The organism is Pedobacter sp. Bi126 (assembly GCF_918698245.1).
In the GTDB taxonomy this organism is placed as follows: Bacteria; Bacteroidota; Bacteroidia; order Sphingobacteriales; family Sphingobacteriaceae; genus Pedobacter.
The window spans coordinates 970234-994851 of record NZ_CAKKMS010000001.1; the positions used below are offsets into that span (position 1 = coordinate 970234).

A 24618-nucleotide genomic window follows, 5' to 3' on the forward strand; every position below is an offset into this window, starting at 1 on the left:
ATCATATTACAACTTTTCAACATTCCAACCTTACCACATTCCAACTGATAAAAAATTCCTATTTTCGTGCCGATGGAAAATTTTATCGTTTCTGCCCGTAAATACCGCCCAGCCACCTTCGAAACCGTTGTTGGTCAGCAGCATATTACCGGTACGTTAAAAAACGCCATTAAAAACAATCAACTTGCCCAGGCATTTTTATTCTGCGGGCCTCGTGGTGTGGGTAAAACAACCTGTGCACGTATCCTTGCAAAAACCATTAACTGTACCAACCCTACAGCAGAAATGGAAGCCTGTGGCCAATGCGACAACTGTCTTTCTTTCCAGAATGGGCATTCTTTTAATGTTCACGAATTAGATGCGGCTTCAAACAACTCTGTTGATGATATCCGTAGCTTAATTGAGCAGGTTAGAATACCACCACAAGCAGGAAAATATAAGATCTATATCATTGATGAGGTTCATATGTTATCGCAGAGTGCATTTAATGCCTTTTTGAAAACACTGGAAGAACCACCTTCTTATGCTATTTTTATCCTGGCCACCACTGAGAAACATAAAATTCTGCCGACTATTTTATCACGTTGCCAGATTTTTGATTTCAACCGGATCCAGGTAGAAGATATTGCCAGCCATTTATCAACCATTGCCCAACGCGAAAATATTGCTTTTGAAAGCGATGGTTTGCATATTATTGCCCAAAAGGCAGACGGTGGACTGCGTGATGCACTTTCCATGTTCGATCAGATTGCCAGTTATGCAAACAAGAACATTACTTATAAAGCTGTAATCGATAACCTAAATATTTTAGATTACGATTATTTTTTCAAACTTACCTCTTATTTAACCGCAGCAGAAGTTAGCCAGACCCTACTCCTGTTCGACGAAATTTTAAATAATGGTTTCGATGGCAATAACTTTATAAATGGCCTGGCTTCGCACTTCCGTAATTTATTGGTAGGTAAAGATGCATCAACCATTAAACTTTTAGAAGTTAGCGAAAACATCAAGCAAAAATATCTCGATCAGTGCAGGCAAACAGAATTATCATTCTTGCTAACGGCATTAAACCTGGCCAATACCTGCGATCTAAATTACAAGAATTCTAAAAACCAGCGTTTACAGGTAGAGCTGGCACTGATTAAAATGTGCTATATCCGGTCGGTCGTCAATTTAGCACAACAGCCTTTAAGCCCTAATAACACAGCAACTGACGTAGATCAGGATAAAAAAAAAACTAATGTCGTAGCCGGGCAGGCAGAAACGCCAAAGCCAAAAACAGAAAGCGAAAATACGGCCCAAGCTGTATCGCCTATTGTTAAAACAGCTGTTTTACCGAACATTCCTGAAGAAGAAAAACCTAAGGAAACACCCAGGGTTGGTCCGCCACCATCTGCAACTTCCATCAGTATCAATATTCCAAAGCCCAATGCGATAAGCACACTCATTCCATCGTTAAACGATCTGAACCGGGTTGCACAGGAAGATGACGATAAGGGTCCAAAGAAAGTTACAGGCGAAGCCAGAGAACCTTTTAGTTACGACCGCTTATTGGAAGTATGGAATGCTTTTACTCAAAAAATGAAGGCGGCCGATAAAATCAATCTTTTTACCATCTTAAATAATTTCGCACCTACGCTTTTAAATCCCGAGCTGATCGAAATTTCGGTAGAAAGTAAAACGCAGGAACACCTTGTACAACAAGAATCTGTTGAGCTGTTGAACTTTTTGAGAAATGAGCTTAGCAATTTCGGTGTAGAGGTTACCTACAAACTTGTTGAACGTAAAATAGAAAACAGGCTTTATGGCAACCGCGAAAAGTATGATTACCTGGTAAACAAAAACCCAAAGCTCGACGAATTGCGCAGGAGATTTAATTTAGATGTTAATCCTTAAATTTCAGATCCGATAACTGAACAATACTTATTCGATTAAAAATTACTAAGCAAAAAGCAGGATTACACATCATCGTAAATGTATAACCCTGCTTTTCCAATTATGATTGTTTCGTCAACTAACTATCTTACGACAGTAATTTATTGACTATTTTTGGGGCGTATCGTTAATCGGATAACCTTCTTCATCTAAATCATCGCGGTTATCTTCAGGTGTACGGGCAAGTATTTCATCCTCAGGGTTAAGCTTTACACTCTCCCCATTATCTACGTGCATGCCTAATTCTTCCAGGTTATCCTCGGCAATTTCTTCATTGCGGGCATATTCATCACCAATATAAGGGTTAGCTTCATCGTAAGTAGAATCATCATCTTTGGCACCAGCAGCAACCGTTTCGTATCCCATCGGGTGGTCGTAATCTTTATCTGTACCTCTTACATCTAGCTCGTAACTCTGCTTATTTTCATCATAAGCGAGATTCTCTTTATTGATTTCGCTATTTTCTGTGGTACTGTGTATTTTATCCTGCGATCCTTTATTCTCGTTATTTGCCATGATATGGGTGTTCTAATTTATATGAATATAACAAAATGATCCCAATAAGGTTTGTTTCTGGCAAGAGAATCTTCAAATTTTGGGCGTGCCCCAAGCTGCGCAAGGGTCGGGCTATACACTTCAAGTCCTCGCCGGTGAAGAACCGGGCTGTGGGCGTTCCGTTGCTATCCCTCACGCGGGCAGAGCGTAGTATAATCCCATTTTGAAAGGTAAATTATTCAACTAAATTTGAAGCTATAAATCTAAAAATCAATACACAACGACATTGAAAAACCTCAGGCCCTTAATATTAGGTTTAGTTACTTTAATTTTCTCTATTTATTCCCTTGTCGATATTTTGTTTTCAAAAAGTCTACTTAAAGAAATAAGGGGAACCCTAGGTTATTCAAAAGTTGATGTTGAAATAATAGAACCTGAAAGAGGCCTTTCTTTAATGGATGAGACCGGTAAAATAGCGGTATTGAGGTTTAACCTAAAAAACAATAAGCAGTTATTCAAAATTACCCAACGGCTAGATATAGTTCACGATAGCAAAAACGCAATGGACGATGTCAATGAGCTTTTAAAAACTTCCAAAAACCTAAGTCTTTTATTGAGAAAGCATGTTTTATCAAAAGAAGTTAGTGTTTACCAGATCAATGCTGATGGAACAGTAATTTACGATCGAATTGAAGATGCAAATGATGCTTCATTTCTTATCTTTTTCCTTACCGTAGGAGCTTCGATTTTATTTTTTACTCTTTATTTTTTACCCGTTCAGAGCATGCTATCTAGCAAAAAACGGGTTAAAGTTTATCGTTACAAACAACAATAGTATACAATGAGTAGCATCACTCACTAAGCCACCTAAACCCGATCAAAGCGGGATGCTTCCGATCCTTCATCGGGAGCAGAAGCGGGAGCGGGACTGCTATAACCTAAAAGCTTCTGCATTTGCTTTTCAAATACAAAAGCCTTGTCATTTTCTAACAAAACGATCATTAAAGCTGAGAAAAAACATTACAAAAAAAGCGTCCCGATATTTACACCAGGACGCTCCTATTATTATTTTCCTTAGTTTACAAAGAAGCCAAAGAAGTATTTAATGTTTCACTCGGACGCATTGCTTTGCTTGCCAGTTCGTCATCAGGGTTATAGTAACCGCCAATGTTTTGAGGTTTACCTTGCGAACCGATCAACTCTTCGTTGATTTTCGCTTCGTTTGCTAACAAAGTTTTAGCCAACGGTGCAAATCTGGCCTGCAAATCAGCATCCTTAGTTTGAGCCGCTAAAGCTTCAGCCCAATATAAAGCCAAATAGAAGTGAGAACCACGGTTATCGATAGTACCCAGTTTTCTGCCTGGAGATTTATCCGTTGCCAAAAATTTCGCGTTTGCCTCATCCAAAGCATCGGCCAATACCTGCGCTTTTGCATTATTTTGTGTTTGAGATAAATGCTCTAAAGAGGCCTGAAGTGCTAAAAACTCCCCAAGCGAATCCCAACGTAAATAACCTTCTTCAATAAACTGCTCAATATGTTTTGGAGCAGAACCACCAGCACCAGTTTCGAACAAACCACCACCGTTCATTAAAGGCACGATCGATAACATTTTAGCAGAGGTTCCTAATTCTAAAATCGGGAATAAATCTGTTAAATAATCACGCAATACGTTACCGGTAACCGAAATGGTATCTAAACCTTTGCGGATGCGCTCTAGGGTAAATTTAGTGGCCTCGATTGGCGCCAAAATGCGGATATCTAAACCTGTAGTGTCGTGGTCTTTTAAATAAGTATTTACTTTAGCAATGATTTCTCTATCGTGTGCTCTATTTTCGTCTAACCAGAAAACGGCAGGGGTTTCTGATAAACGTGCCCTGTTAACCGCTAATTTTACCCAATCCTGAATCGGGGCATCTTTAGTTTGGCACATGCGGAAGATATCGCCTTTTTCTACTTTCTGATCGAAAAATACTTTACCATCAGCATCAGTTACGCGGATTGTTCCTGCACCAGTAGCCTGGAACGTTTTATCATGCGAACCATATTCTTCAGCTTTTTGTGCCATTAAACCAACATTGGGTACCGAACCGATGGTAGTCACATCGAAAGCACCGTTTGCTTTACAGTCATCAATGGTTGCAGTGTAAACACCAGCATAACAACGGTCTGGAATTAAAGCGATGGTATCTTGTGCTTTACCTTCTTTGTTCCACATCTGTCCCGAAGTACGGATCATGGCCGGCATCGAAGCATCAACAATCACATCCGATGGAACATGAAGGTTGGTAATTCCTTTATCAGAATTAACCATGGCCAGGGCCGGACCGTTTTCTATGGCCTGTGCCAAAGCAGCTTCAACTTCAGCTTGTTTTGCGTTGCCTGCAATTTTAGCGTAAACATCGCCTAAACCATTTCTGGTATCAATGTTCAGTTCTTTGAAAAGGTCAGCATATTTAGTAAACACATCTGCAAAGTAAACTTCAACAATGGCACCAAAAATAATCGGATCAGAAACCTTCATCATTGTTGCTTTTAAGTGTGCAGATAATAAAACGCCTTGAGCCTTAGCTTCAGCAATTTCTTTAGCCACAAAAGTTTTCAATGCCGATAAGCTCAATGCAGAACTATCAATCACCTCTCCTGCTTTTAATGGTGACAAAGCTTTTAATTCGGTTACAGCACCATCAGCAGCAACAAATTCTATTTTAAATTGACCTGCTTCAGCAACGGTTGTAGATTTTTCTGAGCCGTAAAAATCGCCTTCAGTCATGCTGGCTACTTTGGTTTTCGAATCTGCAGACCATTTACCCATTGAGTGCGGGTTTTGTTTGGCGTAATTTTTAACCGCTTTAGGCGCTCTACGATCGGAGTTACCCTCACGTAAAACCGGATTTACTGCAGAACCTAAAACTTTTGCATATTTAGCTTTAATTGCTTTTTCTTCGTCGCTCTGTGCATTATCAGGATAATTTGGAATTGCAAAACCCTGCGCCTGTAGCTCGGTAATTGCACCTACCAATTGAGGGATAGAAGCAGAAATATTCGGTAATTTGATAATGTTAGCTTCCGGAGTGGTAGCCAAGGCACCAAGCTCTGCTAAAGCATCACCAATTTTTTGATCGTCTTTTAAATACTCAGGAAAGTTTGCCAAAATTCTTCCTGCTAAAGAAATATCTCTGGTTTCTACATCAATACCCGCTGACGCAGTAAAAGCTTGTACGATAGGTAAAAGTGAGTAGGTTGCCAACATTGGCGCCTCGTCGGTTTTGGTGTAGATAATTTTTGATGTATTTGACATGTTTATATTGATTTTGCTTATTAAGGTTAACTATTCAATCGGTTTCCAGGTTTGTAAACCGATCTTTTTAAAATCGCCTAAAGATAAAATAATCGAATGAATTAAGGAACATCGCAATGTTATTTATAGTACCATTAATTGCAGATAGCGAGTAAAATATTAATGACGGGATTTGTTATTGGAGCGCAGGGCGATTTGCAATTTTTAATTTAGTCCTGCTCACCGCTTTATCCCGATAAAACGGGATGTGTGTTCCGATCAGGGCTAGAAACTTAGGCCTGTAGTACGGAAAACCGGCATAGTAGCAGAAAAACGACCAAACTAAACCTGATCGAACGGTCCCGATTTTTCATCGGGAAGGTAGAGCAGGAAGAAATTAACCGATGGAATACTGTAATTGCTTTCCAAAAAAATAAAACGACCATATCATAATAAGATATAGTTTTATCTGTCTTTAGTGCAACACCCCAGTATTTTTTTGTGAAGCATTTCTTTGGCTAAACTTTTGTAGCGTCAAAACCAAATACCTATCTATTTTAAAATTTTAATTGAAAATGACCGAACCTACCTTAGATCAACAGTTAAATGCCCGCAAATTCGACGAGGCTAAAAGCATGATGCATAACGGCGAAAAACTTTCTAAAAACATTCAGGAACATCATAAATCATCTATTTTTGATCATCTGGTGAGAGAGAAACAGTACGAAATCCTGAATATGATGCTAAAGGACAAAACCATCGAAACCGACATTTATGAATTCGACAGTTTTGACAAAAGCATTTTTCAGGCTATTGTCCGCAACCTTGGTAATGACGATGAAGATATTGCATTTTTCAATGAATTTATTACTCATTTCGATAACTTAAATGACGAGGTTAGCACTAAAACACTATTAAGTTATTTCTTCGAAAATGGGATGAGTTTACCCCTGATCAATGCCTGTATCGACGCAGGTTGCAGTGCAAATTTTAAAAACAATGCAGAAGAAAACTACATCCATCAGGTGGTGAAAAGCAGTTTCCGAAGGTATAACCTAAATGATGAACAGACTACCGATCTGCTTAAAGGATATATCGATATTCTGCTTAGCGAAGGTGTTGATATTAATGAAGGCAATGTGGTGCAGGAAACCCCATTAATTACTGCAATAAAGTTTAACAAGAAAAATTTAATTGCCCATCTGCTCGAAAATGGCGCAGATCCTAATCATACCGACCGCGATGGAAATTCAGCTTTCTTTTATGCCGTGGCACATTCACAGAGCGAAAACATATACGATACAATGCGTAATTTTGCCACGCCAGCTTTCGATCAGGTTAATAAAAACGGCGAAACACTATTATTTGAATATGTGCGAATGATGTCGAACAGTGAAAGTGGCATCAAATTCCTTAAAAAACTGATTGAAGATGGCGCTGATTTATATCAGGCCAGTACCTGGTACGGTGCAGATACTACTCCATTGGATATTATAGCCGAAAAACAGGCTGATATTTTACAGGCTGTTTTAGAAACCGGACAGGTAGATGTAAGCAGGGCCGATAATAAAGGGAATACCCTGCTGCATAAAGTTTGTGCCTACAATGTAAATTACGAAGCAGAAAAAGCGAAAGAAACCTATAGAAAAGTAAAGCTCCTGCTCGAAAACGGTGCAGATATTGCTATCACCAACGATCAGGACCAGACCGCGCTGATGCTTGCATCTGATGATAACCTGAAAATAAAAACTGTAGAACTGCTCATGAAACAATCTTAACATATGTCGATGTCATTTATTATTGCCTGCGAAAGCGGCAAGCGCAAAATAGCCGAACTTTTATTGGCCAAACAAGAGGTAGAGGTAGATTATACAGATGAAAAAGGCAGAACAGCCCTTCATTATGCCGCTCACCGTGGATATTTAGACCTTATACAGATTTTAATAGATCGTGGGGCAGCTTTAGATTACGAAGATCATGCTGGAGAAACACCGTTTTACTTTGCCTGTTTACAAAAACAGAAACAAACTGCACTATTTCTTTTAGATAAAGGTGCAAGAGTTGACATTAAGGATTTTAAAGGCAACAGCTTATTACACCTAACTGCACAAAGCGGGCAGATTGAAGTGTTAGAAAAACTCCTCAATCAAGGTCTTGAAGTTGATGGCGAAAATAATGAGGCAGAAACGCCTTTGCTTATTGCTGCAAGTTGGCGGAACAAAGAAATTGTTCAAAAATTATTGGGATTTGGAGCCAATATCAACACCACCAATAAACATGGCGATTCACCTTTAATTTTTGCGGTTAAATCTAAAAACACACCAATGGTTGAGCTGCTGATTGATAAAGGCGCCAACATTAACCATGTTAACCATGCAGGGGAATCAGCATTGCTACTTGCCTGTTATGATGGCAACAGGATGTTGACCAAAACATTGGTAGAAAAGGGTGCAGATGTATTCGTTTCACCAAAAGATGGCCTCTCTCCCATCTGGTATGCCTGCGCCAATAATCAGAAAGAAATCGTTGATTTATTTTTAACCAACGGTATAGATGTAAACTATGCAAAACCGCTTTCGGGTAATGACGATTCGATGTATTCGTACTTAGAATGGGTAGAAACTGCCAATAACATTTCGATATCGGCCAGCTTCTCTTTCGACAACAATTACAACTACGGAGGCGAGAGCATGCTACATGTAGCAGCCAAAAGCGGCCATGTAAGTATGTTAAAGCTATTAATAGAAAAAGGTGCAAACATTAATATTCAGGATGAAAGCGGGAACACGGCTTTACATTACGCGGCTGCGAATGGTAAAAAAGATGCCGTAAAATTTTTACTGGAAAAATCAGCCGACCCTACCATTGTAAATGTAAAAGAACAGAAAGCAATAGATTATTCGAATATTAAGGGTTTTAATGAAATTACGGAACTCTTTTTGAAATATGGCCTTCCAGCTAATCCAAATGTGCAAGGAACAAGTACAATATCATCAGAAAATACTGCTGAAGTTCCAAAAAACGATATGGCAGCGAAAAAACAGGCATTATTAGATTTAAAAGAGTTACTCGATGCGGGAATTTTATCGCAGGAAGAATTTAATGCGGAAAAAGCTAAGATTTTAAAAGGTTAAGTTAGCTGCCATGTTCGTCATTGCTTCGTCGGCTGAAAACCTCCTCGCAATGACGAAATTTCTATTCAAAAACATTGTCTAATAAAATTTTAGTTATAAATTTATTTTTAAGAACTTTCCTGGTCAGAAAATCTAAATTTGATCGGAATATTCGACATTAACGCTCACACAAATGAAAAGTAATCCTAAAGTTAAACTTCAATTATTTCTCTTTCTTTCCATCTTTACATATGCCTGTTCGCCAAAACTATATCTGGATGAAACCAAACGCTATCAAGCAGGAACATTAACCGAGTCGCAAGTAGATTCCCTGCATCTTTTCTTAAAAGAAAACCAAAGGCTTGCCATAAAAGACACCATTATCATCAAATATGATTTCAATAAAGACGATTGTTGGAAAGACCTTAGCTATCAGAACGCAGAATTCCTGAACAATGTAAGATGGGCCTTTCAAAAAAACATTCTTGAAAAAGCCGAGGCCAGGCCAAAAGTTGCCATTTACCAATATCGTGAGGATGGAAAAAGTTTCAGTCCGATTAAATCGAAAGGACTAGAAATAGAAACCGATTCGGGTTTTCTTAGAAAATTATTATTTAAAGAGGCTACTTCTTGTGGCACCTCGGCAATTATCCTTCCCAACGGAAAATTTTTACTGGTAAAATCAGACCCGCAATTCTCTGCGCTGATATTAAACGCAAAAGACATCGAGAAAAAATTACAGGAAAATCTGGTTAAATAATTTACGATAAGTAAAATTCCCCAATACCGCCCAAAAATAACAATGAACATTGCTTACAAGAAAATTTCTATCCTGACTAGTTAACGACAATTTAAGACATTGCAAACTCAGAAAGAAAAGGATGCTGTAACTAAAATAAAGTTCTATCCCTTTTTTATTGCAGGGCTTTTAAGAACGGTTATTACATATGCTAAAAAAATTTGTAAGATATCATCTTATATTTAAAAATAATCAGATATAAAATTAATCCTATGGAATTTAATAACGAATTAATTACAACAAGCGAATATGAAAACTTGAACTTTAATTCTTCTATTAGGGGTAGTTACAGCACATTACAATTTGTTATAAGGTTACATAAAGATGTTAGACATCATCTGGATCAGGATGAAATAACCCCAGAAAAACTTCAAGCATTTTCTACTTTTTTACATGAAACAATTCACTGGTGGCAGCACATAGGCTCACATTTTGGCTTTATACTTAACACATCGTATCCTTCATTTGCAGCAAGTTCTTTTGAACATCTAAAAACTTTAATTTCGAAAGACTTAGCGTATAAATCTTTAGTGAAATTTGAAGAAAATTATTTTAATGAAAAGGGATTTTGTGATATTGAAGAACTAAATATTATAGTAAATAATTTCTATGATTTAGATTATGCGAAGCTTTTCTGCTTAGACAATAAGAATATTAAAGATATAGTTAAGGATAAGCGACTTTTCTTATCGATAGGCCATTGCTTTAAGATAATGTGGTCAAATTCAATGTTCACAATTTCAGAAACCTTAGATAAAGATTTTAACTTTATTCCAAAATTTAATGATTGGATAGGAAAATTCCAAGAACTAGAGAGTAAAAAAATAGAAGGATTTTATCCAGATTCTAACTACCGTGTATCCCCGCTTGGAATAAAAGCAATTTTTGAAGGTCAAGCTATCTTTAATCAAATATTATATCTCAAAAATGCATTTGCTGAGAATAAAATCATTTTTAAAGACTTCATAGATCAAGGGATGCTTCACGGAATTTACCTTGAAGCCTTTGATTTATATTTGCAGATTATCAAAGAAGACAGACCATTTTTCGTTGATGATGCGTTGATAGGCTTATTTCTTCTAGTATGTGATATATCAATAAATCCTAATAATGGATTTCCTCTAGACATTTATGATTATGAAAATTTTATCAATAAAAATAACCCAGGACTAAGATTTATTAAGATATGTGAAATAATTTCTGGACAGAAAGGCTATTATTTGGAAAGATGTAAGCACCTTGATAAACAAAGCTATATCGACTTAAGTAAACTACTTAACAAAAGATTAGGTTGCAAATGTTCGTATCAAACATTAGAAATGTTCAAAACATGGGCAAATGAAGAAAGTGTTAAAAGTTTATTAAAAGAAGAAGAGAAGCATATATACGAGGAAATAAACATGCCATTCCGTTTGTTTTTTGCCAAATATTTAAGATTTCAATTAGATAAATTTGAACAACCCGAGGTTTTTTGCTGGATAGGGCATCATATGTCTCGAGCCAAAGATGCTTCTATCAAACATCTTTTTGATAAACATAGAGCATTGTTTATTGATGCTGAAGATGGAGAGGTAAAACCAGTAATATTCGATGGAATTGAAGAAAAAAATCTTCTAGCAACATTTAACAAGTTTTATCAACATACAATGTTTTACGAGCTCATTCTTAAATGGATTAGTGAAGAAGGAAATTTCAAATTTGACTATAAGTGGTTACTTAATGAACGAAATGAAGATGCAATTCCGAGAATTAAACAGGAGTTTAATAGACTTTTTAAAATAGATATCGAAAATATTAAAATAGTTTAACGATTTAATGCATAGAAACTGCATCTAACAAAGGTCAGCTTAAAATACGACACACCAGAAAAAACAAATGACATTTTTATATACAGCTCGGGGAACATACGACAAGACATATAACGAGGACGGAATGTCTTGGGTCAAGTATATTGAATGGTCTAAATTGACGCATTTAACAGAACTTGTTTCTCTTGATGGAATGCTAAATGAAATATTGGTTGAACCGGACTATGAAAATGCAGACGATTGGAATTATATTCAGACTATTGAGCAATATCAAACAAATTTTTTCACGACATCTGAATTCGTTTTTAAAAGAATAAAATACAAAGACAAATTCAATTTATTGACCGTTGTCCTAGAGCCAGACATAGACTGTAAAGACATAAAAATTGACAATTATGAATTTTTGGCTATGATTTGTTAGACCAAGACTTTAACATTAGTGCTTTAACAAATTGTGGTGGTTTTGACGAAACGTTTCTGCCAGCAGACCTAAACGACAAAGGGCTTATTTACGACTTTAAAAAAGCGTATGAAATAAAGAAAAGACTTTTAGAAAATAACCCAGACGAACATCATGCAAATACCAACGTAATTGCAGTTTGGAGACACAGAACAATTGGACGATGAAATCAACCATAGCAAATAAATGAAGCCAAATTGCTTACAAGCGCCTTGCATTAGATGTTGGCTGACGCGTGTAAAATTGAAGCTGAGACTTTATGTAGCTAAATCAATACTAAATACAGGCCAAAACAATCTTGCTTCGAGTTAGAAACGATTTAACAAAATTTAACTAAAAAATTAGGTGTAATACTGTAATTTAGTTTTAATTAATTGTTTTCAAATTAACAACTGGAAATTTATGCTCGAATTCCTTTGCTCCACTCCCATAATTCTAAAAACGGATCATCTTTTCGGTGATCAGATTTTTGTTGCTCAATCAATATCTCAATTTTAAAAGATTATATAATAAAAGTACTTTCCTGTTAACATAGCATTGAACCAGGGAAAATAATATGCGCTCTCCAGGAAGGTACTCCAGGGTACTTTCCTTTTATTGTTTTATCATGATCTTTTGTGCACAGGGCAAACCATCTGTCAGTTTTGATGTTATATTTTTCTGAACTAATTTCCTTTATCAAAACGGGTTAACATGAAAAATAAGATTTTCTGCACAGCAATACTTTCATCCCTTATTCTTTTCGGATGTCAGTCTGATTCAGGTTCGCAAAAGCAAGGGGAAGATACAACACTTACCTCCAAAAGCGGAACCGTAGATTTACCTGCACCCGATACCAATGCAGCCAAAAGTAAATTCAGCAAGGTTATCGATTGGCCTGAAGGTAAAACGCCCATTGCCCCGGAGGGTTTTGTGGTAACCAGATTTGCTTCAAACATTAAAAGCCCGCGCAATACTTATATTGCGCCAAACGGGGATGTACTGGTAGCGCTTTCTAATTCGGAAAGAAGCACTGCAGAAGCGGTTGCCAATACAGTAACCGGCAAAGCTAAATCTGAAGTGCCTGGTAAAAGTGCCAACACGATTTTAATATACCGCGATGAAAATAAAGATGGCAAGCCTGAAACTGTTACCACTTTTTTGAACGGGCTCAATCAGCCTTATGGAATGCTGATTATTGGCAATTCATTTTATGTAGCCAATACCGATGGCTTGTGGCAATTTCCTTATAAAACCGGCGACACGAAAATAAACGCTACTGGCAAAAAAATCCTGAGTCTCCCGGCTGGTGGATATAACAATCATTGGACGAGAAATTTAATTGCCAATGCGGATAAAAGCAAAATTTATATCACCGTGGGATCGGGCAGTAATGTTGGTGAAAACGGAATGAAAAACGAAGTAAGAAGAGCTAATATACTGGAAATCAATCCAGATGGAACAGATGAGAAAATTTATGCTAGTGGTTTGCGTAACCCCGTTGGAGTAGATTGGGCGCCAACTACAAACGTGCTTTGGACGGCTGTAAATGAACGCGATGGATTGGGGGATGATCTTGTTCCCGATTTTATTACCAGCGTTAAACCCGGTGGCTTTTATGGATGGCCGTATTCTTATTTTGGTCAGAATGAAGATCCCCGTTTAAAAGGTAAAAATCCGGAGCTGGTTAAAAAAGCAATTGTGCCTGATGTTGCCGTAGGTGCACATACCGCCTCTTTAGGCTTAGCTTTTTACAAAGGCACAAAATTCCCTCAAAAATATCAGGGAGGTGCATTTATAGGCCAGCATGGGTCGTGGAACCGCTCTGCTATTTCCGGATATAAAGTTGCATTTGTGCCCTTTAAAGATGGAAAGCCAGCAGGCAAACCAGAGGATTTTTTAACTGGTTTTGTGGCTGATGCTGATAAGGCCGAGGTTTATGGCAGGCCTGTTGGTGTTACTTTAACACCCGATGGAGCATTACTGGTTGCCGATGATGTTAGTGGCATAATTTGGAGGGTTGCTGCTAAATAATTTACAAAATAGCCACAGGTTAGCAGAATATGCACTAAATTTATCTGCCAATCTGTGGTTAAACCATCAATTATCGATCTATTGAAACCGAACCTTACTTTACTCTTGACTTTATTTTCCTTTACCGGTTTAGCGCAAACGATAAAGCCCGATTCGACCAAAAAACTCGAAGAAGTTACCGTTAAAGGCTATTACAATTCGCATTCATTATTAAGGTCGGTATCAGCCGTAACTTTGATTGATAGCAATTTAATCGGAAATCAACAGAGCAGTTCTTTAGTGAGCACTTTAAATACTGTTCCTGGCGTAAGGATGGAAGAACGTTCGCCGGGTAGCTATCGTTTATCGCTTCGTGGCAGTTTACTCCGATCTCCTTTCGGCATTCGAAATATTAAAATTTACATTGATGATTTCCCCTTAACTGATGCAGGTGGAAATACCTACCTAAATGCCTTAGATGTTTCTGCGGTAGGTATGATGGAGATTTATAAGGGACCTGAAGCCAGTATTTTTGGTGCAAACACAGGTGGTGCTATTTTGATTAATCCTCCTAGCATAAACCACAATGAAATTAATATTTCGGCAATTGGAGGTTCTTATGGTCTTTTGCATCAAACGGCATCAATCAAACAGCAATATAAAAAGTATAGTTTCAGCTTTAGCGAAGGGTATCAGAGAAGCGACGGGTATCGACAAAACAGTGCAATGGGTAGAAAATATTTTCAAACGCTGCAGCAATGGAATTATAGCAACGCTGGCAGTTTAAAAGCTTTTGTTTTTTACAGCGATTTAAACTACGAAACACCAGGTGGATTAACGGCTGCACAATTAGATCAAAACCCTAAACTGGCCCGTCCGGCAACACCAACACTACCTGGCGCCATTTCACAGCAAGCTGCCATTTACAATAAAACCATTTTCGGGGGAATATCCAATTCGTACCAGATCAATAAATACCTAAAGCATGTTATGGCTTTGTTTACCTCGTATACCGACTTCAAGAACCCGTTTATAACTAATTACGAACAGCGCTACGAAAGTACGCTTGGACTAAGAACATTTTTAGAATACGCTCAGGCGAAAGAAGACATTAAATTTAATGCTCAAATAGGATTAGAAAGTTCTGCTACCAAAAGTCAGATCAAAAACTTTAATAACAATAGTGGGGAAGCTACCTCAATGCAAGCTTCAGACCGCTTAAAAGCCGGTCAGGATTTTGCTTACTTCAGATTAAACTTCGACATCAACAATAAATTTCTGATCGAACTTGCATCCAGTTTAAACTTTTTTAGCTACAACTATGAAAGCTACTTCCCTGTAACAATTGCAACAAAAGAGCGCAAGTTTAATACCCAATTTATGCCAAAGGCCGCCTTATCTTACTTAATCGCAAATGACATCTCTGTCAGGGCTTCTGTAAGTAAAGGTTATTCAACGCCTACGATAGCAGAAGTGAGATCGTCTGATAATAATATCAATAATGATCTGCAAGCAGAGTCTGGCTGGAATTATGAACTGGGTTTGAGGTATAAAACAGGGAATAACCGTTTTTACGCTAACGGAAATATATTCCATTATGAATTAAAAAATGCTATTGTAAGAAGGCTAAATCAAAACGACGCTGAATATTTCATAAATGCAGGCGGAACAAAACAAGAAGGAATTGAGCTCGAAACAGCCTTATGGATCATCAAAAACAATACTTCATGGTTAACAGGATTACAACTAAGAAGCAATTATACCTGGAGCCGATTTAAATTTGAAGATTTTGTAAGCGGCACTAGCAATTATGCGGGTAACCAACTTACCGGTGTTCCAAAAAATATATGGGTTAATAGTCTCGAATTTAACTTTAAGAAAGAACTTTACTTCTTTGCGCAACACAACTACACCTCAGCCATTCCGCTAAATGATGCCAATACAACCTTTTCTAAAAGGTATCATCTGCTTGAAGTAAAAGCCGGAATAAAAAACCTAAGGCTAAGCAGAACCCGCCTTGATTTATTTGCGGGTGTAAACAACCTACTTGATGTTAATTACAGCCTGGGCAATGATTTAAACGCCGCAAATGGGAGGTATTTTAACCCAGCCCCAGGAATTAATTTTTATACTGGTCTTTCTATTACATTGTGATCTTTAAATCGCATCATATAAATTGAACATCTATATGATGCGAGTATGCTATAAGCTAAAAGGCTTCTTGCTTTTCTCTTTCCCTGATGATCACATCACTAACTACTATTTCTATTGCATAGCGTTTTTTACCATCTGTACCATCATAAATATTTGTTTGTAACCTGCCTTCTACAGTTAAGCCTGTACCCTTTTTAACCTGAGTTTCGGCAAGCTCGGCTTTTGCATTCCAGAAAGTTAAATTAAACCATTGCACTCTTTTTACCTCTTCACCCCCTGAATTTCTATAGGTTTCGTTTATGGCCAGGTTAACCTTTGCTAATTTTTGACTTCCAAAAGTTTTAATCTCTGCATCTGCTCCTGCAAATCCGCTCAATACTACTTTGTTAATTGCACTTTCCATGATCTTTAAATTTTAAGTTTCTAAATGTTTAACGAACAGTCATCACCTCGATAACCGACAGGACAAAATTGTGAACTGCATCAAAAATTAGTCGGATTGGAAACATTTATAGTCGTTTATAAACGTTTATACACGGAAAAAATGCATTTAAAGCTTCAAGAGGCTGTTTTATATTTTTTTTATTCCACCATTTTATTTTATAAATTAGGTCATCATCCCATAATAAAAAAAGAAATTATTATGGAACGTTTATGTTTAGACTGCGGAACCCTGATTAGAGGAAGGGCCGATAAAAAATACTGCGATGATTCTTGTCGCAACAATTACAACAATCGTTTAAAGATTGAGGATAATCTAGTGATTAAAAGGATAAATAGCATACTCAGAAAGAATCGTGCTATCCTTGCTGCGCTTAATCCAAATGGTAAAACCAAGGTTACCGGTAAAAAGCTAATTTCGGCAGGCTTTAATTTTGAATACCATACTTATAGTTATGAAACCCAGAACAGCAACACATACATTTTCTGCTATGAATATGGTTATTTAATTTTAGGTGATGACAGCTACCTGCTGGTAAAAAGGGAAGAAAAGCTTTGGTTGGCCTAGTTCAAAATGCTGTGGTTTGCTAATGTTATTTCCAGCATAAAAGACGCATATAATCTCCCGCAAATTTCGCAGAAAGCGCTGATCTGTAATTTACTTAGCGTCAACCTGTGTGATCTGCGGGAAATTAATAACCATTATACAATTAACTTATCACTGGATTTAAACCCCTAAAATTTAAGCAGGCTAATCGTATGATTTTTTTATTCAGGAGGAGATAGTTAGTTTTATCAACTTATGATAAACTATAACAACAAGCTTTTTAAACCCACAAGCAATACGGAAAATGGTGAAACGTCAAACGAAACCATTTTTAGATATAAACAAACAGGAAATATCCTTACTGCAGAATATACAGGTGGAAAAATTATTTTTGGTCATTTGATTGGCTTAGTTGATGAAAACAGCAATATTGAAATGCGCTATCACCAGGTAAATAATCAAGGTGAACTCATGACCGGGATCTGCTATTCAAAGCCAGAACGATTAGCAAATGGCAAAATCAGACTCCATGAAACCTGGCAGTGGACATCAGGAGATAAATCAAAAGGACAATCAATTATCGAAGAGCAATAAGGCTTATTGGTTAAAGCTAAACCGTTGCAGTAAATTAAACACAAATCCAATTTCTTTCATCTCCAGTTTTATTAGCTAATATGCCTCCAAAAGAAAGTCCAATTAATCGAATACCGTTTATATTACGAACCGCATTCAATTTAGTCTACAGCCCGCTTGATTATCAAATAAATAACCTGCAAATAGAAGATGAAAGTCGGGAATATGCAGCCTGTACTTTTGAATTAAACGGTCTAAAAATCAAGCACCGCCTTTCTAAAATTACCCCAACCAAGATTGGTCAATTTGTAACCATATGGAAGCGGAATGAAGCAGGAATTACTACTCCATTTAATGATCAGGATGAATTTGACCTATTAATAATATCTGCTAATAATACCGACCTATGTGGCCAGTTCATTTTTCCAAAAGCCATATTGGTACAACATAAAATTATTACCAAAAATGGAATAGAAGGTAAAAGAGGAATTAGGGTTTATCCGCCCTGGGATACAGTAACAAATAAACAGGCAGAGAAAACCCAGCAGTGGCAAGTGCCTTATTTTCTTCAGATTGATGTTAATGAAAATATCGATCTTGCAAGGGCGAAGAAATTAATCGGCAATGGAATTAAACAAACAGGATTTTAAAATCCCGGTTAAACTTAGCAAGTTTCGGGTAGTTTACCGTTTCTTTCCAAACTACTTTTGGATATAAATTATTCAAGACCATGAAAGCACAAGAAGAAATCAATTTCAACCGGATAGCCGAAGCCATAAGCTATATCAAGGCAAATTTTAAAACACAGCCTGGTTTAGAAGAAATTGCAGAGAAAGTAAATTTAAGCCCTTTTCATTTCCAAAGATTATTTAGCGAATGGGCGGGTACTACCCCTAAGCGTTTTTTGCAATACATCAGCATTGGTTATGCTAAAGAAATGCTGAAAGAAAACCAAAGTTTATTCGATACCGCATTAGAAACCGGCTTATCGGGAACCAGCAGACTGCACGATCTTTTTGTAAACATTGAAGGGATGACACCTGGAGAATATAAAAACGGCGGCGAAAACCTCCACATCAATTATAGTTTTGCAGAAAGTCCGTTCGGTAATATCATTGTAGCCAGCACCTCAAAAGGAATCTGCCATATCGCTTTTTATGACGACGAAAACATTGCTTTGGCGAATTTGCAACGCCAGTTCCCTGCAGCTCAATATCAACAAATATTGGATAAAGAGCAACAAAATGCATTATTTATTTTCAGTCACGATTGGAGCAAATTGCACCAGATTAAACTGCATTTAAAAGGCACTGATTTCCAGTTAAAAGTTTGGGAAGCTTTGTTAAAAATTCCTATGGGTAAATTGGCCACTTATGGTAACATTGCCAAACAATTACAAAATCCTAATGCATCCAGAGCGGTAGGTACTGCGATTGGAGATAATCCGGTAGCCTTTCTCATTCCTTGTCATCGGGTAATACAAACAAGCGGTGCTTTGGGCGGTTACCATTGGGGAGTGAATAGAAAAACAGCCATGATTGGCTGGGAGGCCGCAAAAACTAATGCTTAACCCTGTATGATCAAACATGCAGATATTTCGACGGAAGAACTCAAAAAAAATTTCAAAAACAAAGATATTTGCCTCGGCGGAAATTCCAGGTTGAAGATTTACGGATTACTTAAATGCAGATCGGGAAAGCGGATGAAGAAAGAAAACCGTGTATTTTTCCGTTCTGTAGATGAAGCGCTTCAACATGGTTACCGCCCTTGCGGACATTGCTTAAAAACAGCATATAAACAATGGATTTATTCAACACCACAATAGATGTTAACCAAAATCTGCTCCCATACGGCGGAACAGTAAATTATTATGGCAAATTATTCCCGATACCGAAAGCCGATCATTATTTTGATATACTGATGAATACTATTGAATGGAAGAATGATGAAGCTTCTATTATGGGTAAACACATCATCACCAAAAGAAAAGTAGCCTGGTATGGAGATGAAGCCTATTCTTATACCTACTCCAATAAATCGAAAATGGCCTTACCATGGACAAAGGAATTACTGGAGCTAAAAAAAATATCAGAGGAGCAAACAGGTACCGCATTTAACTCTTGTTTACTTAATTTATACCACAATGGTGATGAAGGCATGGCTTATCATAGCGACGACGAGAAGGCCTTAGCTAAAGATTCTGCCATTGCATCATTAAGTTTCGGTGCAGAACGAAGATTTCTTTTCAAACATAAAAAAACAAAAGAAACGGTAACCTTATTTTTAGAAAATGGAAGTTTATTGGTGATGAAAGATGAAACACAAACCAATTGGCTGCACCGCCTTCCACCAACCAAAAAAGTAAGTAAGCCGAGGATAAACCTCACCTTTAGAACGATGGTGGTTTAGTTTAAATGACAAAGGATTTTAAGCCGGGTGATTGGTCTCGAAGTATCGTCATTTCGACCGTAGTGGAGAAATCTTTTAAGTTCGATCAATAACTTGGTACAAAGATCTCTCCATTTCGCTGCGCTACAGTCGAGATGACGACCGTTCTTTTGGAGTCAGTAAATGGCAACCTATCGAAGGGCCATTTTTGTTTCCTACCAATAAAAGGTCTTCGACAGGCTCAGACTGACAACAATTCTAATTGAGTTAAAGCATGATATAATCCCAGCCAATTAACCTTCAAAAAATCTTAGTTTTTAAATTCCTTTATATCTACAATGCGGTCATCATCAGCATTTTTCTTTAAGAAAGATGTTCCATTTGCATTCGCTACCCAGGTATAATCTCTTTGAATATTTCCAACAAGGGTTTCAGGTTCATTTATTAATGCTGCTGGCAATGGCAGGTTAAAAGTTTCGCCCGTTGCCGTATTTACCTGGTACAAAGAATTGGCGGTTAAAAAAGCTAGTGTGGTTTTATCGCTAGAGTACATAAAAAATTTCCCCTGGATACGTTCATCAGGATTTTGTCTCTTAATAGGATAAACCCTTGAATTTATAGTTGTGATAAAAAAGTCGTTATTCACCAAAATATTACTACGTGTTAATTCTTCTAAACCGTTTGTATATTTTTTATCTTCAGCACCTTTTGATGGTTTATTCAAGCTAACCACTTCGGTTTTTCCATCATTAACAGAAATGATATAAAAAGGAGCCATTTTACCTGTTTCATTGGCAACCTGTACTAATAGAGCTGTTTTTTGTGTGTTGATGAATGATGCAACGACAAATTTCTGCGCAGCGGCATTCGGGGCATCATCAACAATAATAGTGGTATCTTTATATTGAATGGCAAAGCGATCGGCTGCTGCCACAGCACCAGAATCTGTTTTTACGATAGTAAATACATTTTTCTTCGATTTTGGGAAAACATTAAAATCGTCACTGGCAGCAAAAGGTCTTGCCTTGTAGGCTTTTTCAGATTTACCGCAGCCAAATAAAACAACGGAAAGTAAGAGTGCATAAAGCGTAATTTTCATAGGTATTGTTATTTATTTTTTTGCTAATTTATAATCTTTATTGCGCTTATTTTATCAAAGTCACCAGAAAATTACCGCATCTGCTTAAAAAGTGCAACAGATTGTGTTTTGTGCTGGTATTCAACAATCTATTAATTATAAACGCAACAGCCCCTGCCCTCTGCTTCTCCTTCAGATTCAAACGCCTTACCTTCTGTAGTTAGATGGCAGAATTTGGCTACTTCAGACTAAATTCGTTATTTTTGATTAACAGACAACCAATGGCAAACACACCGAATTTTCTCGCTAAAAATAAAAGCGTAATCTTATATGGGGTTTTCCTGGCTGCACTACTGTTTTTGCTAAAGTGGCTTGAACTTCGTTTCATGATCATCAACCATGCCTTCGAAATTTATGCTGGTTCGATAGCTGTTATTTTTACAGCTTTAGGCATTTGGCTTGCGCTTAAATTAACCAGGCCCAAAACCATACTGATCGAAAAAGAAGTTTTTACGGAAAGGCCTGAAACATTTATCCTCAACGAAAAAGAATTGACGAAACTCAACATCAGCAAAAGAGAGCTGGAGGTTTTGGAACTCATGTCTGCAGGTTTAAGCAACCAGGAAATTGCGTTAAAGTTATTTGTTTCTTTAAACACCATAAAAACACACAACGCCAGGCTTTTCGAGAAACTGGAAGTTAAACGCAGAACACAGGCCATAGAAACAGCCAAAAGACGCTGTATTATCCCTTAGTGCACTGACACATTGATATTAAAAAGCAACCAATCTGAAAAATCACCCTAAAGTATGAGGGTTAAAATAAATAATCGAAGCAATTTTGTGGTGTAAATCTCTTAAAATTAGAAACTGATGAAACCATCATGAGCAAACGATCACAGACAGAGATGAATATTGCTCATGATAGCTTCATCACAATTTAAAAAAACTATATACTGATGAAAAAGAACGTAATTGTATTTGGATTAATCGCCGGCTTAATTGTATCAACTTTAATGGTGCTCTCTATGGCGAGATGTTATAGCGACCCGAACCTTGAGCACAGCATGCTTATTGGTTATGCCTCAATGGTATTGGCTTTTTCCTTTATTTTTGTCGGCATCAAAAACTACCGCGATAAATACAACGATGGGTTAATCACTTTCGGTAAAGCATTTAAAATCGGGGCATTGATCAGTTTGGTAGCTTCTACCATATATGTTATGGTCTGGTTGATTGATTATTACGTATTTATGCCCGATTTTATGGATAAATATGTTGCCCAGGCACTTAGAGAAGCCAAAGCAGATGGTGCATCGGCAGCTGAGCTGGCAACTAAGACAAAAGAACTGGCTTCCAGTCAGGAAATGTACAAAAACCCAGTCATGGTAGTTCTATTTACCTATATGGAAATACTGCCTGTGGGAATATTAATCTCATTGGTAGCAGCACTCATTCTGAAACGAAAACAAGGCACTCCATTAGGAGTAAAAACCGCTTAACATACCTGTTAATCTGATCTCCTTTTATTAATTTTAAGCCATAAAAAACAGCTATGTATACGATACCCTTTACCAATATAGATTGGAGCCAGATAGAAAAAGTAGAATACCCTGGCGAAACAGGCACAGCAACATGGCAAACCTTAAACCTGGATGGCTTAAGGATCAGGATTGTAACCTACTCTGCGGGCTACCTTGCCGATCATTGGTGCCAGAAAGGCCATATTGTACATTGTTTGGCAGGTAGCTTTGAAAGTGAAATGGAGGATGGGGCAACATTCGCGCTTAGCGCGGGGATGACGTATGTGGTTTCTGACGATTTAAGTTCACACCGGTCAGTATCACAGGAAAGCGTGAAACTTTTAATCATTGATGGCAGTTTTTTAAAACCAAAAGACACTTAAGGTGATTTATTAAGTACCACCCTATTTCGTAGTTATTATAAAAAATAAACTGATGCTGGTTAAATCACTTTTGGGTGAATTTCTTCATGAAGCAGAAAACACCCGCAAACTTTAAACGCAATTCCAAACAGTGCTTTGGATTTTATACCCTCAGCACACTCCTGGACTACGGCCCAATTGGCATCGCACATTGCTGAAATCTATGATTGGTATCCAGGAACTTTTCATGGTAATGAATTTAACATGGATACCTATAAACATGATGAGGTAGATATCAGCGATATCGAAAACATTATAGGCAAATTTGAACGGGCCTTTAACAGGGCTAAAGAAAGTATCGAATCGGCCACCAACGAAAGCATGTTCGAAGACTGGAAAATGACCGCTGGAGGTAAAACGGTTCTCCAGCCCATGCCAAGGATCCAGGTAATACGGGGCTTTTTAATGAACCATATTTATCACCACCGTGGCGAAATGATTGTATACCTGCGATCAACAGGGAATAAGGTACCAAGTATGTACGGGCCCGTTTACGAAGACAGCTTTAGATAAGGTTCAGAAATTATCATAATTTTGAACAAAAGATTATAAATGAAGATTTTTGCCGAAACCGAACGTTTAATTTTACGCGAATTGCTACTTACAGATGCTGAGGGCATGTTTGAAATGGATGGTGATCCTGAAGTGCACCTTTACCTGGGTAATAATCCTGTAAAATCAATCGAACAAAGTGAAGCAGATATCCAATTCATTAGAAAACAATATATCGAAAACGGTATTGGCAGATGGGCTGTTATCGAAAAAGCAACAGGTAATTTTGTAGGTTGGTCGGGCTTAAAACTAATTAAAGAATCTACCAATAACCACATCAATTATTACGATCTAGGATATCGGTTCGGTAAACGGTTCTGGGGAAAGGGCTACGCTACAGAAACTGCAGTGGCGGCACGAGACTATGGTTTTAATGAACTAAATCTGCATGAAATTATTGGCATAGCAAATATCGATAACCTGGGATCTATCCATGTTCTGGAAAAAGTGGGCCTAAAACGAATCTCTATTTTCGATTACCGTGGCATAAAACACCACTGGATGAAGATTGAAAAACCAATTTAGCGGTTTCAAAAAGCAATTTTGTCTTTTTATGGTTTAGTTTTTGATGCTAAAAAGGAAAATGATTTAAACCTTACATTATGAAACAACTAATCTTCTGTGGAATGCTGCTCTTATTATTGAGTTCTTGTAAAGAAAAATTAGATCCAGCGAGCTTTACCAATACCAAGTGGGAGTTAACAGCGCTGCCAGGTTTAACTTTACCTACAACAGCAAAAGCAACGCTAAACTTTGCCGACAGCCTTAAAATCAGCGGAAAATCGTTTTGTAACAATTATGGCGGCCAGGGAGAAATTGCTGATAATAAAATAACCGTTAAAAATGTTTTTGGCACAAAAATGTTCTGTCAGGAAACTGATGCAGCTGAACGCGCTTACTTACATGCCCTTAATCAGGTTAATGGTGCTAAAATAACTGATAATAAGCTACATCTGTTGGATGGCGATAAAACCTTACTGGTTTTCACCAAAACAAACTAGAATCTTTACATGCATAAAAAAGGCTGAATAAAGTATTTTTACTATTTTCGGCCTTTTGAG

General features: G+C 37.4%; 25 protein-coding genes. 21 read left to right on the top strand and 4 right to left on the bottom strand.

The features are described 5' to 3' along the window. Positions 1-72: 72 nt before the first annotated feature. On the top strand, positions 73-1896 hold the full coding sequence (locus LQ201_RS03825) for a DNA polymerase III subunit gamma/tau (protein WP_230145419.1): 1824 nt from the start codon (positions 73-75) through the stop codon (positions 1894-1896). 147 nt (positions 1897-2043) lie between these two features. Here LQ201_RS03825 and LQ201_RS03830 read toward each other — a convergent pair whose 3' ends face one another. Further along, entirely contained in the window at positions 2044-2451 is a 408-nt protein-coding gene (locus tag LQ201_RS03830) for a hypothetical protein (protein WP_230145420.1), read from the bottom strand. A gap of 265 nt (positions 2452-2716) precedes the next feature. Here LQ201_RS03830 and LQ201_RS03835 point away from each other — a divergent pair, with 265 nt between their 5' ends. Beyond that, positions 2717-3265 carry a hypothetical protein gene (locus tag LQ201_RS03835; protein ID WP_230145421.1) on the top strand — a complete coding sequence of 183 codons (549 nt, stop codon included), beginning with the start codon at positions 2717-2719 and terminating at the stop codon, positions 3263-3265. A 244-nt stretch (positions 3266-3509) separates the two neighbouring features. On the opposite strand, the gene LQ201_RS03840 is transcribed toward LQ201_RS03835, so the two are convergent. Next, positions 3510-5729, bottom strand: coding sequence for an NADP-dependent isocitrate dehydrogenase (locus LQ201_RS03840; protein WP_230145422.1), 2220 nt, complete (start codon positions 5727-5729; stop codon positions 3510-3512). A 554-nt stretch (positions 5730-6283) separates the two neighbouring features. Here LQ201_RS03840 and LQ201_RS03845 point away from each other — a divergent pair. From LQ201_RS03845 to LQ201_RS03875, 7 genes are all read left to right on the top strand, one after another. Beyond that, on the top strand, positions 6284-7486 hold the full coding sequence (locus LQ201_RS03845) for an ankyrin repeat domain-containing protein (RefSeq protein ID WP_230145423.1): 1203 nt from the start codon (positions 6284-6286) through the stop codon (positions 7484-7486). A gap of 9 nt (positions 7487-7495) precedes the next feature. Beyond that, positions 7496-8842: an ankyrin repeat domain-containing protein gene (locus LQ201_RS03850; RefSeq protein ID WP_230145424.1), complete on the top strand. Its 1347-nt coding sequence runs from the start codon at positions 7496-7498 to the stop codon at positions 8840-8842. Between the two features lie 172 nt (positions 8843-9014). Next, positions 9015-9581: a hypothetical protein gene (locus LQ201_RS03855; RefSeq protein WP_230145425.1), complete on the top strand. Its 567-nt coding sequence runs from the start codon at positions 9015-9017 to the stop codon at positions 9579-9581. A gap of 251 nt (positions 9582-9832) precedes the next feature. Further along, positions 9833-11428: a hypothetical protein gene (locus LQ201_RS03860; RefSeq protein WP_230145426.1), complete on the top strand. Its 1596-nt coding sequence runs from the start codon at positions 9833-9835 to the stop codon at positions 11426-11428. Positions 11429-11495: 67 nt separating this feature from the next. Beyond that, a complete protein-coding gene (locus LQ201_RS03865) occupies positions 11496-11849 on the top strand; it encodes a hypothetical protein (RefSeq protein ID WP_230145427.1) in 354 nt (117 codons plus the stop codon). A gap of 732 nt (positions 11850-12581) precedes the next feature. Further along, positions 12582-13901, top strand: a complete 1320-nt coding sequence (locus LQ201_RS03870; protein WP_230145428.1) for a sorbosone dehydrogenase family protein — start codon at positions 12582-12584, stop codon at positions 13899-13901. 81 nt (positions 13902-13982) lie between these two features. Next, complete coding sequence (locus tag LQ201_RS03875; protein WP_230145429.1) at positions 13983-16034, top strand: TonB-dependent receptor; 2052 nt, start codon at positions 13983-13985, stop codon at positions 16032-16034. A gap of 55 nt (positions 16035-16089) precedes the next feature. On the opposite strand, the gene LQ201_RS03880 is transcribed toward LQ201_RS03875, so the two are convergent. Continuing rightward, on the bottom strand, positions 16090-16437 hold the full coding sequence (locus LQ201_RS03880) for a single-stranded DNA-binding protein (protein ID WP_230145430.1): 348 nt from the start codon (positions 16435-16437) through the stop codon (positions 16090-16092). Positions 16438-16677: 240 nt separating this feature from the next. On the opposite strand from LQ201_RS03880, the gene LQ201_RS03885 reads away from it, so the two are divergent. From LQ201_RS03885 to LQ201_RS03910, 6 genes are all read left to right on the top strand, one after another. Beyond that, positions 16678-17043, top strand: coding sequence for a hypothetical protein (locus LQ201_RS03885; protein WP_230145431.1), 366 nt, complete (start codon positions 16678-16680; stop codon positions 17041-17043). A 234-nt stretch (positions 17044-17277) separates the two neighbouring features. Beyond that, positions 17278-17616: a n-acetylglutamate synthase gene (locus LQ201_RS03890; RefSeq protein WP_230145432.1), complete on the top strand. Its 339-nt coding sequence runs from the start codon at positions 17278-17280 to the stop codon at positions 17614-17616. An 80-nt stretch (positions 17617-17696) separates the two neighbouring features. Further along, entirely contained in the window at positions 17697-18245 is a 549-nt protein-coding gene (locus tag LQ201_RS03895; RefSeq protein WP_230145433.1) for a MepB family protein, read from the top strand. An 80-nt stretch (positions 18246-18325) separates the two neighbouring features. Then, a complete protein-coding gene (locus LQ201_RS03900) occupies positions 18326-19165 on the top strand; it encodes a methylated-DNA--[protein]-cysteine S-methyltransferase (protein ID WP_230145434.1) in 840 nt (279 codons plus the stop codon). A gap of 6 nt (positions 19166-19171) precedes the next feature. Beyond that, a complete protein-coding gene (locus LQ201_RS03905) occupies positions 19172-19420 on the top strand; it encodes an Ada metal-binding domain-containing protein (RefSeq protein ID WP_230145435.1) in 249 nt (82 codons plus the stop codon). Continuing rightward, positions 19396-20004, top strand: a complete 609-nt coding sequence (locus LQ201_RS03910; protein WP_230145436.1) for an alpha-ketoglutarate-dependent dioxygenase AlkB — start codon at positions 19396-19398, stop codon at positions 20002-20004. The genes LQ201_RS03905 and LQ201_RS03910 overlap by 25 nt, the downstream gene beginning before the upstream one ends. A 289-nt stretch (positions 20005-20293) precedes the next feature. On the opposite strand, the gene LQ201_RS03915 is transcribed toward LQ201_RS03910, so the two are convergent. Beyond that, positions 20294-21082 carry a hypothetical protein gene (locus LQ201_RS03915; protein ID WP_230145437.1) on the bottom strand — a complete coding sequence of 263 codons (789 nt, stop codon included), beginning with the start codon at positions 21080-21082 and terminating at the stop codon, positions 20294-20296. A gap of 260 nt (positions 21083-21342) precedes the next feature. Here LQ201_RS03915 and LQ201_RS03920 point away from each other — a divergent pair, with 260 nt between their 5' ends. From LQ201_RS03920 to LQ201_RS03945, 6 genes are all read left to right on the top strand, one after another. Continuing rightward, positions 21343-21816 (top strand): response regulator transcription factor, encoded by a 474-nt coding sequence (locus LQ201_RS03920; protein WP_230145438.1) that lies wholly within the window; start codon positions 21343-21345, stop codon positions 21814-21816. 203 nt (positions 21817-22019) lie between these two features. Further along, on the top strand, positions 22020-22562 hold the full coding sequence (locus LQ201_RS03925; protein ID WP_230145439.1) for a DUF4199 domain-containing protein: 543 nt from the start codon (positions 22020-22022) through the stop codon (positions 22560-22562). Positions 22563-22615: 53 nt separating this feature from the next. Then, on the top strand, positions 22616-22966 hold the full coding sequence (locus tag LQ201_RS03930; RefSeq protein WP_230145440.1) for a DHCW motif cupin fold protein: 351 nt from the start codon (positions 22616-22618) through the stop codon (positions 22964-22966). A gap of 135 nt (positions 22967-23101) precedes the next feature. After that, on the top strand, positions 23102-23518 hold the full coding sequence (locus LQ201_RS03935; RefSeq protein WP_230145441.1) for a DinB family protein: 417 nt from the start codon (positions 23102-23104) through the stop codon (positions 23516-23518). Positions 23519-23557: 39 nt separating this feature from the next. After that, positions 23558-24082: a GNAT family N-acetyltransferase gene (locus LQ201_RS03940; RefSeq protein ID WP_230145442.1), complete on the top strand. Its 525-nt coding sequence runs from the start codon at positions 23558-23560 to the stop codon at positions 24080-24082. A gap of 77 nt (positions 24083-24159) precedes the next feature. After that, positions 24160-24558, top strand: coding sequence for an META domain-containing protein (locus LQ201_RS03945; protein ID WP_230145443.1), 399 nt, complete (start codon positions 24160-24162; stop codon positions 24556-24558). Positions 24559-24618: the final 60 nt, after the last annotated feature.

What these genes read in the sequence shown, in the direction of transcription:
- LQ201_RS03825 (WP_230145419.1), top strand. Translation starts at nt 73, where the DNA reads ATGGAAAATTTTATCGTTTCTGCCCGTAAATACCGCCCAGCCACCTTC.
- LQ201_RS03830 (WP_230145420.1), bottom strand. Translation starts at nt 2,451, where the DNA reads ATGGCAAATAACGAGAATAAAGGATCGCAGGATAAAATACACAGTACC.
- LQ201_RS03840 (WP_230145422.1), bottom strand. Translation starts at nt 5,729, where the DNA reads ATGTCAAATACATCAAAAATTATCTACACCAAAACCGACGAGGCGCCA.
- LQ201_RS03845 (WP_230145423.1), top strand. Translation starts at nt 6,284, where the DNA reads ATGACCGAACCTACCTTAGATCAACAGTTAAATGCCCGCAAATTCGAC.
- LQ201_RS03850 (WP_230145424.1), top strand. Translation starts at nt 7,496, where the DNA reads ATGTCATTTATTATTGCCTGCGAAAGCGGCAAGCGCAAAATAGCCGAA.
- LQ201_RS03855 (WP_230145425.1), top strand. Translation starts at nt 9,015, where the DNA reads ATGAAAAGTAATCCTAAAGTTAAACTTCAATTATTTCTCTTTCTTTCC.
- LQ201_RS03860 (WP_230145426.1), top strand. Translation starts at nt 9,833, where the DNA reads ATGGAATTTAATAACGAATTAATTACAACAAGCGAATATGAAAACTTG.
- LQ201_RS03865 (WP_230145427.1), top strand. Translation starts at nt 11,496, where the DNA reads ATGACATTTTTATATACAGCTCGGGGAACATACGACAAGACATATAAC.
- LQ201_RS03870 (WP_230145428.1), top strand. Translation starts at nt 12,582, where the DNA reads ATGAAAAATAAGATTTTCTGCACAGCAATACTTTCATCCCTTATTCTT.
- LQ201_RS03880 (WP_230145430.1), bottom strand. Translation starts at nt 16,437, where the DNA reads ATGGAAAGTGCAATTAACAAAGTAGTATTGAGCGGATTTGCAGGAGCA.
- LQ201_RS03885 (WP_230145431.1), top strand. Translation starts at nt 16,678, where the DNA reads ATGGAACGTTTATGTTTAGACTGCGGAACCCTGATTAGAGGAAGGGCC.
- LQ201_RS03890 (WP_230145432.1), top strand. Translation starts at nt 17,278, where the DNA reads ATGATAAACTATAACAACAAGCTTTTTAAACCCACAAGCAATACGGAA.
- LQ201_RS03895 (WP_230145433.1), top strand. Translation starts at nt 17,697, where the DNA reads ATGCCTCCAAAAGAAAGTCCAATTAATCGAATACCGTTTATATTACGA.
- LQ201_RS03900 (WP_230145434.1), top strand. Translation starts at nt 18,326, where the DNA reads ATGAAAGCACAAGAAGAAATCAATTTCAACCGGATAGCCGAAGCCATA.
- LQ201_RS03905 (WP_230145435.1), top strand. Translation starts at nt 19,172, where the DNA reads ATGATCAAACATGCAGATATTTCGACGGAAGAACTCAAAAAAAATTTC.
- LQ201_RS03910 (WP_230145436.1), top strand. Translation starts at nt 19,396, where the DNA reads ATGGATTTATTCAACACCACAATAGATGTTAACCAAAATCTGCTCCCA.
- LQ201_RS03915 (WP_230145437.1), bottom strand. Translation starts at nt 21,082, where the DNA reads ATGAAAATTACGCTTTATGCACTCTTACTTTCCGTTGTTTTATTTGGC.
- LQ201_RS03920 (WP_230145438.1), top strand. Translation starts at nt 21,343, where the DNA reads ATGGCAAACACACCGAATTTTCTCGCTAAAAATAAAAGCGTAATCTTA.
- LQ201_RS03925 (WP_230145439.1), top strand. Translation starts at nt 22,020, where the DNA reads ATGAAAAAGAACGTAATTGTATTTGGATTAATCGCCGGCTTAATTGTA.
- LQ201_RS03930 (WP_230145440.1), top strand. Translation starts at nt 22,616, where the DNA reads ATGTATACGATACCCTTTACCAATATAGATTGGAGCCAGATAGAAAAA.
- LQ201_RS03940 (WP_230145442.1), top strand. Translation starts at nt 23,558, where the DNA reads ATGAAGATTTTTGCCGAAACCGAACGTTTAATTTTACGCGAATTGCTA.
- LQ201_RS03945 (WP_230145443.1), top strand. Translation starts at nt 24,160, where the DNA reads ATGAAACAACTAATCTTCTGTGGAATGCTGCTCTTATTATTGAGTTCT.